Raw genomic sequence first — 16,253 nt, 5'->3', positions numbered from 1 at the left:
ACATTTATCCCAGAACAAAAAACTTTGTTTTTGTTCTGTATATGCCACCACGAAATTGAATTTTCTAGCGGTATAGCTAACCAAACTCAACAGAAATATGAAAATGACATCTCACCAAATTATCAAGACTTCTATTTCACTTTTTGTAATTGCTTTTACGCTACTAAGCTCTTCTTGCCAAAAAAAGGAAGACGCGCCTGAAGCAGCTGCTGCAAAAGCCGAAACAAAAGAAAAGTGGGGCAAATCTTATTTAAGGAAAAATCCTGAATGGTATGGTACTGAAGAAGCTCGGGAACTTGCCGACAAGCTCCTGCTTTACCAAAGCAGCTTGGGAGCATGGCCAAAGAACACCGACTTCGCCGACAAACTCCCATCGGGTGAAGAGTTAGAAAAAATCAAAACAGGAAAAAGCGCAAACACGATAGACAACGGGGCAACCTCTACACCGATGATTTTCCTTGCTAAAATGGCGCAGGCTACTGAAGAAGAAAAATACAAGGCTGCATTTACTCATGGGCTCGATTACCTACTGGCGGCACAATACCCCAACGGCGGTTGGCCTCAGTTTTACCCCCTTCGTAAGAAAGGCTACTATTCGGAAATCACCTATAACGACAATGCCATGATGAATGTAATGTTCTTGCTACAAGACATTGCAGAAGGTAAAGCGCCCTACGGTTTTGTGGCTATTGAAAAGAAAAATGCTGCAATAGCTGCGGTAAAAAAAGGGATTGATTGCATCCTTCAAACACAAATAAAAGTTGATGGAACGCTCACCGCTTGGTGTGCCCAACATGATGAAAATACGTTTGAGCCTGTATGGGCCAGAAACTTCGAGCCCCCGTCAATTTCTGGAGCAGAAAGTGTAACAATCGTGAAGTTTCTTTTGACAATAGATAACCCAAGTCCAAAAATGATTGCTGCAATAGATGCGGCTGTTCAATGGTTTGAGAAATCGAAAATTACCGGGCTGAAATACGAAAGAGGATTGGATTCAAATGGCGAGAAAGACGGCTGGATAGAAGAAGATCCAAATGCAGCCCCACTTTTAGCACGCTTTTATGAGATCGAAAGTAACCGACCCATTTTTGTTGGGCGTGATAAAGTGACCCATTATGCCCTAAAGGAGATTGAACAAGAGCGCCGAGGAGGATACAGCTATTATGGTAGGTGGCCTGAAAAACTAGTGGAAAAAGACTATCCGAAATGGGCGGAAAAGTATAAAATATAACTCGTTACGGAATAAAAAAAAGCTATTAATATTCCAAGCTTACCTGATAGCAATAGGGATCTGTGTGGTTTGGGCGAATTCGGCTATCCACCCTGCCCGAAGGAATATCTACTTGGTAAAAACTATCAGGTTTATTTTCATTAAATAGCTCTTGCGGACTGACTTTTTTCTTTTCTATTCCCAATCTGCTGAGTTGATCATCTTCCACTATAAATATCCCATTCGTTACAATCCTACTGCGATCATAGCCACCGAAGATGTTCAACAACCGGGCTTCTTTATGGTAGGAAAAAGCCAAGCTAGCTCGGTTGCCCAAATAGGAAACCCGTTTGATGATTTTTCTTTTCTTGGAATCGTAAATCAAAATCTGCTTGCTAATAGTCACAGGTGATTTTATACGGTTGTAACCCGCCAAGGCATAGAGATTTTCATCGAGCTTTAGCACTACTTTTATCACAGGCAGAAGCAACACCGTTTTGCAATGGGCATAATCACAAAAAGCATCCAAGTCTTCCTGTTTCTCCCCTACTCCCCCCAAAACCGACCTAGTTGATTCGTCGATCAGTCTTCCCTTCGCAAACTTTAGTTTAAGCAACTTTTTCCCTTTTGCATTTTTCAATCCAACCTCTGTTGCATACGTTGATGCCACTTCATCTTCCACCAAGGTACTCTCCACAGAAAAAAGAGAGTCTGGAGCAAAGCGGAGAACTTGACCCACCGAGGATGAGTATGGATGCAAAACCAATATAAAAAGCAGGACAAGACGGAAGGACTTCATAGCTATATGTTTTAGAAAATATGGTTATTTGTAAGTTATAGTAAAAAACATACCGATTTTTTACCGTTCATAAACTTTTCTACTAAAATAGCCATGCAATGTGAAACAATAGAAATATCGTTCCGTACATTTCTATGGCTAATGTAACCCACAAAGAGCTTAAAAAACATATGAATGTCAATACCAAGCGTTCTCCTAATAATATGGACAACTTATTTGCCCATAGGACGCTAAGTTTTTTTATTAAAAAGCACAGGTGCTTAGTTGAACATTTCATTAGTAACTTTTATATTGTAAGCCGTTTCATGTAGAAAACACAATTCACTCTTTATAAATCTGCTTGGTAGTGCAAGTAATAGATAAATTAAGAAGGACAGTAAAGGGGTCTTAAACTAGAATTTCGTGGGACAAAAAAAACATTTCTCTAACTTCTTGCCTCCAATTTCTAACTTCTATTTTATCACGTAACTCATTATATTTTACCTAACTTTTTTAATAAATTTTAAAACCGAACACATGAGCAATTTTGAAAAGATCAAAGGCTATCTATTGGAATTAGAATACGAAATAGTAAGCGAAGATCCTGAAGAAGAAGTAGTAGTAGTAGACAACGAAGATGCGGGTATCAAGAATTTGGTCATCGATTGCGAAGAGCCTATCCTCATCATTGAGCAATTGCTTTTCGAGATAAAAACAGAATCTTTAGAGCTCTACAAAACATTGTTGAAGAAAAATAGGGAGATAGTCCACGGAGCATTCACCCTAGACGAAACAGGAAAGAAACTGTTGTTCAGGGATACACTCCAAGTCGAAAACCTCGACCTCAACGAACTGGAAGGTTCTCTTAATTCACTGAGCCTACTCTTGAGCGAGTATTTCAACGAGCTTATTTCTTTCTCAAAATAACGCTCCCTACCCCATAATTATAAAACTATTATCCACTAGACTTAAAAAAACTAAATCATATGTCCATGTTTAAAAGATTATTTGGCGTTGCCTCCGCAGAAGTTAATTCAGCTATCGATAAAATAGAAGATCCTATAAAGATGACCGAGCAAGGCATCAGGGATTTGAAAAAAGACCTAAACGAAAGCTTAAAAAGCCTAGCTGTGGTAAAAGCAGAGGCCATCCGTTCAAGAAAAGAATTGGAAAACGCAAAGTTGCAGGCAAAAGATTATGAAGGAAAGGCCATGCTCTTGCTACAAAAAGCAGAAAGTGGCGCTATCACTCCAGATGAAGCCGACAGATTGGCCACACAAGCACTAAGCCGCAAGGAACAAGCAATGACCCAAGCAACCACCACTCAAAAATTGGTTCAGACCCAAGAAGCCAATGTGTCGAAAATGGAGCAAAACGTTCAGCGTTTGAAAACCCAAATAGGCAACTGGGAAAATGAGTTGAAAACCCTGAAAGCTAGGCACAAAGTGAGTGAGGCTACTACCAAGCTCAACAAGCAACTGGCCAACATCGATTCTTCTAGCACCCTTGGTATGCTAGAAAGGATGAAGGAAAAAGTAGATCAGCAAGAAGCCTTGGCGGAATCGTACGGTGAAATGGCGGATACGACCAAGAGCATCGACGAAGAAATAGATCAAGCATTGCTAGGAGATGGTGGTTCATCGGCTGCTCCTGGAAGCTCCGATGCACTCGCTGCGCTAAAAGCCAAATTGGCTGCAGGAAAAGGTGGAGACGCGTAAAAGTTTTGAATACTTATTTTCTTATAGGATTAAACAAAGCCAGCCTTCGGGTTGGCTTTGTTTGTTTTGCCCTTCTACTATAATTTGTTACGAGTGAGCAAATTCACTAGCTAATAGTAGATGAATTCTAATTGAAATAAGTATATTTTCAAATCAATAAAAATCTAAACCCAAAAACAATGATTAAAAGATCCCCACCCAAAGGGCGGGGAATTGTGATAACCCCTGTAAGGGGGTAAACTGCCCTTGCCCCCAAAGGAGGCAAAGGAATTCATTGTCCCCGGTTATAAATCTATTTTATTACTTTGTTATTCTTAGCTCTCGTTCTTTTTTTCCTGTTCTTCTTGATACTCCACGTAAAGCCTTATCTTTTCTGGGTCAAGCCCTACCGTATCAACACAATAGCCTGTTGCCCAAAAACGGTTGCCCCAATAGGGGCGTTGCTTCAGCTTCTTGAACTTTGAAAACAACCGTATGGCTGTCCGGCCCTTCAAGATCCCCACCACATCGGAAACCGAATATTTGGGAGGGATATCGATAATCAAGTGAACATGGCCCTTTTGGACGTTCAGCGTATCGATAATACATTTCTTTTGGGAGGCGTACTGCATTATATGCTCTATTGCTGCCCTTTTTATTGCTCCTTCGAGGATTCTATACCTATATTTAGGTGTCCAAACTATATGGTACTTGCAATACCAGATCGAATGTGACAATTTGTGAAAACGGCTCATAATATATTCTTCGGTTGTGGGGACAACTCTTGAATATAATCATTGGGCCGTTTTCTGGCTTAGCCACGCAGAGCGGTTATTAACCACGCTCATAGAGCGTGGATTTCTAAGTTGATATTAAAACCAACATTAAATTATTCATTTCTACATTAACTGTAGCTGTTTTACTATCCATGACTTCTTGTGCAGAAGAAGTTATTGAGCCCTCATTCACTCCAGATGACATTTCTGTAGTTAAAGCAGATGGAGATGGTAGTGACAAAACGGATAGCTCTGATACAGGACAAAGTAGAGAAGGGCAATCTGAAACTAATGGTAATAGCAGTGGAAGCTCTGGAGAAGGTCAGTAGACCAATAAAGAAACTTTGAATTGATTAAGCCAACACTTCGGGTTGGCTTTGTTTTTTCCTAAGAAACAGGGTGGTACGCACTCACCAAAAATTCAGGTACTCTATGTAGCCTCGGTCTGTGACACACATAAAGTATACACACATCTTCTTTTAGATATATTTAGAACAAAACCCCGTAGGGGTTTCACTATTGTAGTAAAATAGCATGCCACCAAAACCAACCCCGTCAGGGGTTGCAGAAACCTACAATTTGCTAAAATCCTGCTTTTTGCATATACTCTGGGTGACACACAGACCAAATGTAAACATCAAAACACCCTGCATTGTTACCTGTGAATCACAGGAAAGGGCATTTTTGTAGTGTAGAGATAAATTTAGGATAACTTGCAACCTGAAACATACAACCTACACCCTTTCTTAAACCTTTCCTGAAAATTTTCGTCTAAACCTCAAAGACAAACAACTACACCCATTAGATGAAAAGCTATTTAATTGTAACAATCTTTTTGCTAAGTTTCATAACCGCTACAGCCCAGCAGCGGATGATCAATGTGGTACATACTGTGAAGCGTGGGGAAACTATTTATAGCATTTCCAAACGATACAATACTTCTAGAGCTGAACTATTGAAGTTGAACAAACTTCGCTTTCAAAAACTGCGAGTTGGGCAAAGATTGATTGTAAAAAAAGTAACGTACGACCAAGCCAAACGGTTTGCCAAAAAACACAGGTTTCAAATTACTAACAATAAGTCGATAATCATAGATAGGAACTTATCTCAAGAAGAGGAAAAGCTAATAGCCGATGCCCCAGCTGAACCTGTTACTATTACAGGTCAGGCTATTTCACCCGAGACACCTGCAAAACCAGAGATCAAAAAAGAAGACATACTTCCTTCACCTGTTGCCATCAGTTCAGATATTGACAGCAACATTCCCAAGGCGGAATCGGTAAACACAGATGCCATTGCCGTGGTGATTGGCAACAAGGATTATACGGACGAAGATGTCCCCTCCGTGGACTTTGCCCTCCGAGATGCCGAATCGGTAAAAACCTATTTGGTAGATGCCTTAGGCTTTAGGGAAGGGAACATCATCTATGTAGAGAATGCCACACAAGCGAACTTCAATAGTGTTTTTGGCAATGTGAGCAACCACAAGGGCATGCTCTTCAACTATGTGAAAGAAGGAAAATCGGATGTATTTGTGTTCTACAGCGGTCATGGCGGACCCGACCCTGAAACGAAAGAACCTTATTTTATCCCCGTGGATTGCGAACCTTCTTTGGTTTCCCTCAACGGCTATTCCATGAATACTTTTTATGCCAACTTGGGCAAAGTTCCTTACCGAAACCTCACTGTAGTAATTGACGCCTGCTTCAGCGGAGCTTCGGAAAAAGGGATGCTGCTCAATAATATCTCACCTGTCTTCATCAAACCGAAAGACAAGATCTTTGCCGACGAAAGGGCAACCATTATCACAGCGGCGGCTGGTGATCAAGTGGCTTCGTGGTACCCAGAGCAAGGGCACTCCCTCCTCACCTACTTTTACCTCAAAGGCTTGCAAGGAGCTGCGGATGCAAACAAAAACAAGGAAATCAGCTTGGGGGAAATGAAAAACTACTTGAACGAAAACGTAACCTACATGGCACGGCGACTGAACAGCAGGGAGCAAGAACCTGAAATCCATGGGCTGGATGAAACGGTGTTGATTGGGTATTAGAAACACTGTTTTACCACAAAGAACAAGTAAAACGTCCTATTCAAACTAGATTTATCTTTTTGTTGTGCACCCTAAGCTCAATAGCTTTGCGCTAAAGGGATTTGCACAACAAAATGTGGTATCAACTCAAACTTTTTTCGGTAGTTTTTCTGCTTATATGCTACTTCCTTGGCATGCTTCGTCCCGTTGCGCCTTTGGTGAAGTACCAACTGATGAAAAGCTACTACATGAAAGTACTTTGCCAACAACGGGACAGGGTAATCAACACATGCCAAGGTACTTGCCAGCTCAAAAAAGAAATCAAGGAAGAAGCTTCCAAACCGGGAAAGCTGAGCTTTTTTGTCGATTTTGAAAAATACCCCATCGGTTTTGTGCATTTTATCGAGCTAGAAAAAACTTCTTGTAAAGAAAGCAGTCTAAGGTATTTTTCTTTCGCGGAAAATGGGCTTTCATCTCACCTTTATTCAATTTTCCATCCTCCTCAATTCTGTTAACAGACATATTATTTTTATCTAAGCTACTACCAAGTTTTCAGTTGAAAGCATTGGCTGTGGCTACTTTTTTTCAACAAGATTTTTAAGAACCATGAAAATATATTTAGCCACATTTTTAATGGCACTGGCGCTGCCGTTCTATTCATTTGCCTTTCAAGGAGAAAACACAAACATCAAGTTATTGGATGCCCAATCGGGAAAACCGATCAATGGGGCAACATTTAGCTATGGTACGCAAAAGGGGATTTCTAGTGAAGACGGAATCATTTCCTTTCACTACCAAGAAGAAACAAGCATGAGTCTTTCACATATTTCCTATGGCAAATGGACATTGGAGGCTGTAACAATTAAAGAGGCAATTAACACTGGGGTTTACAAAAAAGAACCACGCATATTCCAGACTTTGCCCGTCACGGTGATAGCCCTCCACGCTAGTGCAGATCAAAAACAATCGCTCGCCATCGACTACCAAGATAAAGCCGCCCACGATGCAGCGGCTCTCTTGAACCAACTCCCTGCGTTCAACAGTATCCGCAAAAGTGGAAACTATGGTTTTGACCCTGTGTTTAGGGGATTCAAATACGATCAATTGAACATTGTAATTGACGGATGCCAAACAGCTTCGGCTGCTTGCCCCAACCGCATGGATCCGCCCATAAGCCAAGTTTCCCCCAACATGATGGAGGGCATCGATATTTATAAAGGGCCACATTCCCTTCGGTTTGGAAATGCACTTGGCGGCACTATCAATTTCAAGACAAATTTACCAAGCTTCAGTACCCAACCCAGAGGCTATGGCAGGGTAAGCGGAAGCTATGAAAGCAATGGGGATATTTTCCGAACAGAAGCAATGGCTGGCGCAAGAAACAAGGTAATTGACCTGAGCCTATTTGGTGCATTTGCCAAGGGAAACGATTACCAAGATGGAAACGGGGAAGCTGTTCCTGCTAACTTCATGCGGAATAGTTTTGGGGCAAACCTAGGCGTCAAGCTCACCCCCAACCAAACGCTGACTTTCTCTGCAACAAAAAACAAGGCTAAAGATGTTGAATTCCCTGCCCTCCCCATGGACCTTCGCAGTGACGATACTTGGCTGTTCAATACTTCCCATCAAATCAATTTTTCCGATAGGAAATTAAGCACATGGAAAACTTCGGTATATGAAACAATTGTAGATCATTTGATGGACAACTTTGACAAAAACCTAGATCCTAGAATGGTAGATGCATCCACCTCTGCCAAAACGAAAAACTATGGTGGAAGAACCGAAGGGACATGGCATTTTGATAACGGCTCGCTCTATGCTGGAGCCGATGCAAGAATAGAAAGTGCGGATGGTAAAAGAGAAAGAAGCTTTTTGATGGGACCAAACAAAGGGAAAACCGTACAAGATAACGCCTGGCAAAATAGCCAGATCAAAAGAATGAGTGGGTTTGCCGAATATCACTTTGGAAAAGGCAACACCCAATTTGTGTTCTCAGGAAGGCTCGAATACAACAATGCGAAAGCTACTGATATCCAGTCCAAATTTGAAGGGGCAAATGAGATAAATGCCACTAACCAAGTCAACCCTAGTCTGAGCCTTGGAGCAATCTACGATCTTGGCAAAGGGTTTTCTGTAGGCACTTGGTTGGCTCGCGCACAAAGGAGCGGCAGCATTGCTGAGCGATATATCAATTTCTTCCCTGTTGGCAATGACCCATATGAGATGCTCGGCAACCCCGATATTCTGCCAGAGGTAAATAACCAATTGGATATCAGTTTTGGGTATAAAAATACCGATACCCAAATCAAACTAGACCTGTTTGCCTCGTACCTACAAGATTTCATTTCCTCCAGTATTGATACTACACTCAGCCCCCTGCTCCCTACTAGCCCAGGCGTGAGAAGGTTTATCAACCTTTCGGAAGCATTTAAAACTGGCTTTGAAATTTCTTGGTCGCAACATCTTATTGGAGCTTTTCAGCAGCAGCTGAGTTTTGCTTATACTTATGCCCAAGATTTGTCAAGAGACGAACCTTTGCCAGAAATCGCCCCGATGGACATCAGGTATGTACTTTTTGCCAATTTCTTGGAAGGCAAACTTGTTCCAGAACTTTCGTACCGCTACGTGATGGCGCAAAACCGCATCTCGGAAGAGTACGGGGAAACCGTCACCCCTGCTTTCAATTTGCTGGACGCAAAGATCAACTACCAGTTCAGCAAATCAATCCAAGCCACGGCGGGTGTCCAAAACCTCTTCGACAAGACATATTACGAACACCTTAACCGCTCGGTGAGAGGAACGCCAAATGCGATTTATGCCCCGGGGAGAAGTTTCTTTGTTTCGGTTTCGGTGGATTTGAGGTAGGAATCCCATGTATTTTTTTTAGTGTCAATTCCCCACCCTTCCCTGCCTATTTGAGGAAGGGTGTTCTTTTTTATTGTTTACATACTTTTCCAAAGCTCGAGAAAGAATATACTTCATTTTCCTCCTTAGTTGATTTGGCTTCAACACTTCTATGGACTGCCCAAATCCAAGCACAAGTCTTTCAAACTCAAAGTTCAAGTGTACTTTTACTTTTATGACCACACTCCCATCAGGTAGTTCTTCCACCGTTTCCTGAGAATGGTGCAAGGGCTTGGTGAGTACATAGGGCGCATTTTGTTTATCTAGTTTGAGCTCGACTTCTTTCAACTGTTCATCGTTCAGCACGGTGACCCCTACCGTATTTTTATAATACTCGTCCCCATGAAAATCTTCTTTTAGGTAGGGAACATTCAGGTTGTAAGCGATCTTAGAAATTCGGTCGAGCGCCAAGGTTAATATGGGCGACTCTGTCTCTTTCCTTCCCACCACAAACCAACGGTTATTGAATTCTTTTAGAATATAAGGATGAAAGGTGAGATCAGAAGGATTTCGAGCTTTGAACGATTGGTAGGTAATCGTTAGGCACAGTTCTTTCAAAATGGCTTGGTACAACACATCGAGGTATTCCAACCCTTTGAGGTTCTCGTTTTTATCTAAGTGGATAATGGAAGACTGCTTTGTTTTTTCCGTATGCACTTTGTCCTCTAGCCGTTGGATAATACCACCCAGCTCCGAAAACAGGGAAAAATCCTTGAATTGCTTAAGCATCTCCACCGTTTCGGAAAGGACGTTCATGTCATTTTCGGTAAGGGGAATATTGGTGATGGAGTAGTTTTCGTCCTCGTAACGATAATACTTTTTATTGTACACCACAATAGGTGCATTGTATCCCAGCTTATCGCTTCGCATCAGTTGAATATCTAGCTGTATGCTTCGCCTGCTCACATTCACTTCTCTGCCTTCGTATTCATACAACGCTTCGGAACAAGCTTCTATCAGGTCGTCCAGTGTCCATTCACGGTAGCGGTTTTGCAAGCATTTGTCAATTGTTTTATAGCGAATGAGTGCGTTTTTGTTTTGAGCCATGCAAGAAAGTTAAAAAGTATTTTTTACTACGCAAAAAGATTGCGCAGTAAACTCAAACCTTTGTATTGTCAGAAAAAACAAGGACGATGAAAGAAAGAAAAATCATTAACGGAAACACACTTATTGAACTGGGCTACGCCCCTGCCAAATGGTTTGGAGAAGCCATTGATCACATCAATGAAAAGCAGTTGGAGGAAAAAGCACTGACGGACTACCTCGAACAATTCAAAACTGCGCCCATGCTTGAACTTCACAAAGAAACCGTTCCTTTTGCCATAAATATAAAGGCAGAAAACGAGCTGGAAGAGGAAAACCTCCGTGCGGTAATGCAGACAATGAATAAGGTGATGAAAACGCCCACAGTGGTAGGTGGCTCAATCATGCCCGATGCCTGTCCTTCTGGCTCAGTAGGGACAATCCCAGTTGGAGGGGTGGTAGTTGCCAAAAATGCCATTCACCCTGGGATGCACAGCGCAGATATTTGCTGCTCGGTGATGCTTACAGACCTTGGGAAGGTTGACCCCAAAAAAGTAATGGATGCAGCACATGCTTCTACGCACTTTGGAGGCGGCGGACGAGATAGAAACGAGCAATACCGTTTCCCAAAAGAGCTGTTGGACGCTTTTGAAAAGAACAAAATCTTAAACGATAGAAAGCTGATTCAGGTAGCAAGAAAATACTTGGGGACGCAAGGCGACGGTAACCATTTCTTGTTTGTTGGCACTTCGAAGAAAACGGGGAACACCATGATGGTAACACACCACGGCTCTAGAGGAGTTGGTGCAAAGCTTTTCGATATAGGAATGAAAATGGCAAATAAGTTTAGGGGAGAAATTTCCAAAGATACGTTGAAGCAAAACGCTTGGATTCCTTTCGAAACAGAGGAAGGACAAGCTTATTGGGATGCCTTGCAAGTAATAAGAGAATGGACGAAACAAAACCATATTTGCATCCATAACGCTACGGCAGAAAAGGTTGGGGCAACGGTGGAAAACCGCTTCTGGAACGAACATAATTTCGTTTTTAAGGATGGGGATTTGTTTTACCACGCAAAAGGCGCTACCCCTTTGGATAAGAAGTTTATGCCCGATATCACTGGACCAAGGCTAATTCCCCTCAACATGGCTGAACCCGTGCTGATAGTGGAAGGGGAAACGACGGAAAGCAACTTGGGCTTTGCTCCCCACGGAGCTGGAAGGAACATGAGCCGAACTTCTCACAAAAAGACGAAAGGCGGCCGACCTATTTCCGAGATTTTCGCCGAGGAAACCAAGGGGTTGGATATCCGATTTTTCTCCAACGAGGTGGACATCAGCGAACTTCCCTCGGCTTACAAAAGCGCCGAAAGCGTAAGAAAGCAAATGGAAGAATTTGGCTTGGGAAAAGTGGTGGACGAAGTGTTGCCTTACGGATCGATTATGGCTGGCGACTGGCATAAAAACGCACCATGGCGGATAAAACAAAGAGAAAAGCGGAAGAGAAATAAATAATATGGAGTTTTTTTAAGAACCTCAAGTAAAATATTTTATTTGAGGTTCTTATTTTTGATTAAAATCTAAATAATGGTATCACCACAAATAGGACTTAACTACTTTATATCGTTTCCTTCTAATTTCCTCTCCAGTTTTTCAATTCTCTTGTTTTGCTCAATAATATATAGTGTTAATTCTTCAATTTTTTGCAAAAGCTTAGAATCCATCTCTCCAAGGTTAACACCGTTTTCTTCGACCTCTTTTGCTGAAGGAATATCGGGTAAATGCTGGTTTTTCTTTATAAACGACTCTACATCTTTTATACTTCTCAAATTATAATCTTCTTCAAATACAAAATCAGACCAACCTGTTTCAACCTTTATCTGTTTCGCCCTTATCTTCCCATTTACTGAAAGCATATAATCCTCAAGTGTTAAAGTTCCAATACCAACAGCTCCATTATTGGCAACAGTAAACCTTACTCCCTGATTAGCTGTTTCAGTTCCACTAGATAACCTTAAAATAGGACCCGATGATACTTGATTGATATAAACAGCAGCACCTCCTGAGTTATTTCTCGTAAAATGATGATAATCCGTATTATTTTCAATAGTCTTATATCCATTTGACTGTATGTTTCCATATATATCTATTAACCCATCTTCGTGAATTCTCATTCTTTCAGCTGAATTAGTACCAAACTTAATAAAGGTATTCTCTCGATTCCAAATAATACCATTACCTAGAGATTCAATTCCAACCACAAACCCATCGGTTGCACTAATACCAGTACTTAAGTTTCCATATTGGGTTTTCACAGGAGTTCCATCTGCTTTATATAGTACCAGTTTTTCAGTTACTATATCTGCCCCAATACCTAAATAGCCATTACTTTCAAATGTAAATTTCACTCCTTGGTTTGCAGTCGCAGTCCCACTAGATAATCTTAAAATTGGACCTGTAGATACTTGATTGATATAGACAGCGGCACTTCCAGCTTTATTTCTTGTGAAATGATGGTAATCTGTATTACCAGAGTTTGTTCTAAAACTCCATCCCACTGTTGGAGGATTATCTTGAGCTGTTACAGAGCACAAACCAAAAAAGATTATAATTGTTGTAAATATTAAGGTTTTCAAATTTGTCATTTCTTACACTTATTAATAATTATGTTTTATTTAACAAAGATAACACTTGAATTTTGATTACATAGAAGTATGTTTAAACTTATTATCAGTCTCATGATAATTTTCAATTTCATCCATATAAGGTATTTATCAAAAATGGGTACAATTAGATAATCTTGTCTCCAACATAAAACCTTGATCACAAAGCACTCTGAATAACTGCTTAAAACCAACCACGCAATGAAACTCACTCTTCACAAATTCGACCTTAGGCTTAAAAATACCTTCCGTATAGCACATAGCGCCCGCGATGTGCAGGAAACGTTGGTGGTGGAACTTGAACATGACGGAGTTATCGGCTATGGCGAAGCCACGGCTAGTACGTACTACAATGTGCCCCGCCAAGAAAACTGGAATGCTCTGGAAGAGGCTGCAAAGCAGTTGCCCTCCGAATTCCCAGAAACTCCGCAAGCCTTATGGGAGCAAATGAACGAAGTACTGAAAGGACACTCTTTTGCCCAGTGCGCACTCGATATTGCCGCATGGGACTGGTATGGGAAAAAGCTCGGAAAGCCTCTTTATGAAATATGGGAATTAGATGCGACTAAAAAGCCCATGACCAATTATACACTGGGCATAGACGAGGTGGAAAGAATGATTGAAAAAATGAAAGCCATGCCCTGGCCTCTCTACAAAATAAAACTGGGCACGGAACATGATTTGGAGATAGTGAAAGCCCTACGAAAGCATACCGATGCCATTTTCCGCATAGATGCCAACTGCGCTTGGGAAGCTGAACAGGCCATCCGTTTTTCGGAAGAAATGAAACAGCTGGGCGTGGAATTTTTGGAGCAGCCGCTCAAAGCGGCTAACACGGAAGGCATGAAAGAAGTTTTTAAGCACAGCGCATTGCCCTGCCTAGCCGACGAGAGCTGCATCTTGCCCGAAGATGTAGCCAATTGCGCAGGTAGTTTCCACGGGGTAAATATCAAGCTTACGAAGTGCGGCGGGCTTACCACCGCCCTCGGCATGATAAAAGAAGCCCGCGGCCTTGGCATGAAAGTAATGGCGGGCTGCATGACCGAATCGACCGTGGGGGTTTCAGCCGTTGCCCAGCTAGCTCCCCTACTCGATTTCATCGATGCCGACGGCCCGCTCCTTCTCAAAGCAGACATTGCCGATGGGGTTCGCTTCAATAATGGAGAGATTATTTATGCAGATAAAAATGGAACTGGTGTGAGCTTGAGAAAATAAAAAAGGCTGCTTGATGAACATCAAGCAGCCTTCAGTAGAAATGAAAAACAATCTAAAACTCGATCGGTAATTTTGCCAAGGTTTTATCCCAACCAAAATACATCACCGCACCCTCTCCTTCTTTCTCGAAAGCGATGGTAAAGTTTTCTAATGATGATGAATTTTCCATGGTCTCCGCTTCAGCCCTGAGCACATCGTTTTCTTCTTTGTAGCGATATGCGCCCCAATAATCTAGGTCGGTACTGAAAATAATTGTCCACTTGTCTTTTTCAGGAATGGCAAAAAGAGAATACGTTCCAGCTTTTAAGGTTTTGCCTCCTATTTTCACGTCTTTAAAGAACTTGATTTCTGCAGCTTCGTTTGCTCCAACTCTCCATACTTTGCCGTAAGAAATCAAATTTCCAAAAACCTCTCTATCCTTTTTGAAAGGACGGCTATAATAAACTTTTACAATGGCTTCATCTCCAGCTTTGCGGTCGTGAGCAAAATTCACGGGATAGTAGGCTACATCTAAAGGGCTTTTGTCCAGCTTGGCAGACTTGGGTTGGGCTTGCGCAAAAAGGGTAACAAAAAACACAGAAAGGAATAACAAATGCTTTTTCATAACTAAAATCAGCTTGGTTAAATAATGCTTTTTAAATCAAAGAACATTAACAACCAAGCTGATTATAAAGTTTAGAAAAAATATTGTCTATTTGCCATTAATATGCCATTGCCTATCAATAAACTCCTTAGAACGAGGGTTTTTATCCGACATATCCTCAATGTAAAATGGCTCATTGATATTTCTCCCAATATTCAACCTTTGGTTGAGGTAGCTGGCTATCCACTTACTGATTTTCAAAACAGCCATTTTCTTTCTCAAACGCCCTTGCCTGTCCCTGTTCAAAATAGAAGGAAGAGTACTGGTGGTAATGATTTCCGAGATAACAGGAGTTGCCAAGTTGAAACGGGTCTCGTCCGTACCGTGGAAGTGCGTGGTCATGAAGATAATCTTACGAGGTTCGTACTCTTTTAATGCTTTGCAACAAGCGGCAATAGTTCCGCCAGTTCTCACCATATCGTCAAGCACTACTAAATCTTTACCTTTCACCAACTGAATAGGCACCGGAGACTCGGGCGAGACTGTAAGATGCACTTTTCTTTCCCCAGTCCTTATCTTATCCATTATCAGTACAGGAAAATCCGACTCGCCATATTGGGCTAGTTTGGTAACGAATTTAGAAGCTCCTTTGTCCGGGGCAACCAAAATGGTTTTGTCAGGATCAACTACACCTGAATTTTTTATGTAATAATTAAAAATTTCATCTGGGTAGAGGTTCACGAAGTTGTTCTCGCCAAAAGCCTCTTTAAACTCATATTGAGTAGAATTGCTATGGTTATGAATAGTCACTACCACATCTACGCCTGAAGCTTTAAGTAACGTAGCATAAAGCCTAGCCGTAAACGGCTGCCCGTTGAACTTATGCATATCGCCCATTTCTCTCTCAAAACCTGTGTTGCCATGGTCTTTTCTAGGACCTCGATCTTGAGCCGAATAAAACAAGTCTGGTTCTACCAAAATCACTTCTTTGGCGCCATTGTCTTTTGCTGCACGGGCCAATACCATATTTCTCATGGCTAGCTCATTCCGTGTGGCTGTATTTCCTCTGTGCACCGAAACCATAATCACTGTTTTTCCCTCAAGGGTCACCCCAATAGATGAAATATCTTCTTCGTCGTGAGTAGTGAAACGGGGGCAAAATTCGGAGTTGGCAAAAGTTTTCAGTGATACTATATCGCTTATATCTCTGCGCTGTCCTAAAAAATCGGCTACGTCAATGGTGAAATACGTATCGGATACATTTCCAATTACTATAAAATCTGAGTCAAGTGCTCCGGGCATAATTTTTTAATGTTTATGACTTGTTGTATTATATGGTCGTCACAAAAATCAGAAAAACTGCTACCCATTGCAAT

General features: G+C 41.6%; 15 protein-coding genes. 9 read left to right on the top strand and 6 right to left on the bottom strand.

From position 1 onward, the window contains the following. Nucleotides 1-97: 97 nt before the first annotated feature. Nucleotides 98-1,231: a pectate lyase gene (pelA, locus tag R9C00_11430; protein WPO38063.1), complete on the top strand. Its 1,134-nt coding sequence runs from the start codon at nucleotides 98-100 to the stop codon at nucleotides 1,229-1,231. Between the two features lie 25 nt (nucleotides 1,232-1,256). Here pelA and R9C00_11425 read toward each other — a convergent pair whose 3' ends face one another. Further along, entirely contained in the window at nucleotides 1,257-2,009 is a 753-nt protein-coding gene (locus R9C00_11425) for a hypothetical protein (GenBank protein ID WPO38062.1), read from the bottom strand. A gap of 516 nt (nucleotides 2,010-2,525) precedes the next feature. On the opposite strand from R9C00_11425, the gene R9C00_11420 reads away from it, so the two are divergent. Both R9C00_11420 and R9C00_11415 read left to right on the top strand, forming a co-directional pair. Further along, nucleotides 2,526-2,915 carry a YbjN domain-containing protein gene (locus tag R9C00_11420; protein ID WPO38061.1) on the top strand — a complete coding sequence of 130 codons (390 nt, stop codon included), beginning with the start codon at nucleotides 2,526-2,528 and terminating at the stop codon, nucleotides 2,913-2,915. A gap of 65 nt (nucleotides 2,916-2,980) precedes the next feature. After that, nucleotides 2,981-3,706, top strand: coding sequence for a PspA/IM30 family protein (locus R9C00_11415; GenBank protein WPO38060.1), 726 nt, complete (start codon nucleotides 2,981-2,983; stop codon nucleotides 3,704-3,706). 314 nt (nucleotides 3,707-4,020) lie between these two features. Here R9C00_11415 and tnpA read toward each other — a convergent pair whose 3' ends face one another. Beyond that, the gene (gene tnpA, locus R9C00_11410) at nucleotides 4,021-4,440 is read right to left on the bottom strand and encodes an IS200/IS605 family transposase (protein ID WPO38059.1); all 420 of its coding nucleotides are present in this window, start codon (nucleotides 4,438-4,440) and stop codon (nucleotides 4,021-4,023) included. Nucleotides 4,441-4,613: 173 nt separating this feature from the next. Here tnpA and R9C00_11405 point away from each other — a divergent pair, with 173 nt between their 5' ends. The 4 genes from R9C00_11405 to R9C00_11390 all read left to right on the top strand — a co-directional run bounded on the left by R9C00_11405 (nucleotide 4,614) and on the right by R9C00_11390 (nucleotide 9,355). Further along, entirely contained in the window at nucleotides 4,614-4,790 is a 177-nt protein-coding gene (locus R9C00_11405) for a hypothetical protein (protein ID WPO38058.1), read from the top strand. A 476-nt stretch (nucleotides 4,791-5,266) separates the two neighbouring features. Next, nucleotides 5,267-6,511: a caspase family protein gene (locus R9C00_11400; GenBank protein WPO38057.1), complete on the top strand. Its 1,245-nt coding sequence runs from the start codon at nucleotides 5,267-5,269 to the stop codon at nucleotides 6,509-6,511. A gap of 113 nt (nucleotides 6,512-6,624) precedes the next feature. Then, nucleotides 6,625-7,005: a hypothetical protein gene (locus R9C00_11395; GenBank protein ID WPO38056.1), complete on the top strand. Its 381-nt coding sequence runs from the start codon at nucleotides 6,625-6,627 to the stop codon at nucleotides 7,003-7,005. A 91-nt stretch (nucleotides 7,006-7,096) separates the two neighbouring features. Then, nucleotides 7,097-9,355, top strand: coding sequence for a TonB-dependent receptor (locus tag R9C00_11390; GenBank protein ID WPO38055.1), 2,259 nt, complete (start codon nucleotides 7,097-7,099; stop codon nucleotides 9,353-9,355). 24 nt (nucleotides 9,356-9,379) lie between these two features. Here the strand turns inward: R9C00_11390 and R9C00_11385 are convergent, their stop codons facing one another. Then, nucleotides 9,380-10,441: a WYL domain-containing protein gene (locus R9C00_11385; protein WPO38054.1), complete on the bottom strand. Its 1,062-nt coding sequence runs from the start codon at nucleotides 10,439-10,441 to the stop codon at nucleotides 9,380-9,382. A gap of 86 nt (nucleotides 10,442-10,527) precedes the next feature. On the opposite strand from R9C00_11385, the gene R9C00_11380 reads away from it, so the two are divergent. Beyond that, nucleotides 10,528-11,931, top strand: coding sequence for an RtcB family protein (locus R9C00_11380; GenBank protein WPO38053.1), 1,404 nt, complete (start codon nucleotides 10,528-10,530; stop codon nucleotides 11,929-11,931). A 98-nt stretch (nucleotides 11,932-12,029) separates the two neighbouring features. Here the strand turns inward: R9C00_11380 and R9C00_11375 are convergent, their stop codons facing one another. After that, nucleotides 12,030-13,061 carry a hypothetical protein gene (locus R9C00_11375; protein ID WPO38052.1) on the bottom strand — a complete coding sequence of 344 codons (1,032 nt, stop codon included), beginning with the start codon at nucleotides 13,059-13,061 and terminating at the stop codon, nucleotides 12,030-12,032. Between the two features lie 219 nt (nucleotides 13,062-13,280). On the opposite strand from R9C00_11375, the gene R9C00_11370 reads away from it, so the two are divergent. Then, nucleotides 13,281-14,294, top strand: a complete 1,014-nt coding sequence (locus R9C00_11370) for a dipeptide epimerase (GenBank protein ID WPO38051.1) — start codon at nucleotides 13,281-13,283, stop codon at nucleotides 14,292-14,294. Between the two features lie 52 nt (nucleotides 14,295-14,346). On the opposite strand, the gene R9C00_11365 is transcribed toward R9C00_11370, so the two are convergent. After that, nucleotides 14,347-14,898 (bottom strand): DUF2911 domain-containing protein, encoded by a 552-nt coding sequence (locus tag R9C00_11365; protein WPO38050.1) that lies wholly within the window; start codon nucleotides 14,896-14,898, stop codon nucleotides 14,347-14,349. A gap of 87 nt (nucleotides 14,899-14,985) precedes the next feature. Further along, on the bottom strand, nucleotides 14,986-16,179 hold the full coding sequence (locus R9C00_11360; GenBank protein WPO38049.1) for a phosphoribosyltransferase family protein: 1,194 nt from the start codon (nucleotides 16,177-16,179) through the stop codon (nucleotides 14,986-14,988). Nucleotides 16,180-16,253 lie beyond the last annotated feature (74 nt).

Source organism: Flammeovirgaceae bacterium SG7u.111, assembly GCA_034044135.1.
In the GTDB taxonomy this organism is placed as follows: Bacteria; Bacteroidota; Bacteroidia; order Cytophagales; family Flammeovirgaceae.
The sequence above is the reverse complement of the archived record's forward strand: the minus strand, read 5'-3'. Positions and strand labels throughout refer to the sequence as shown.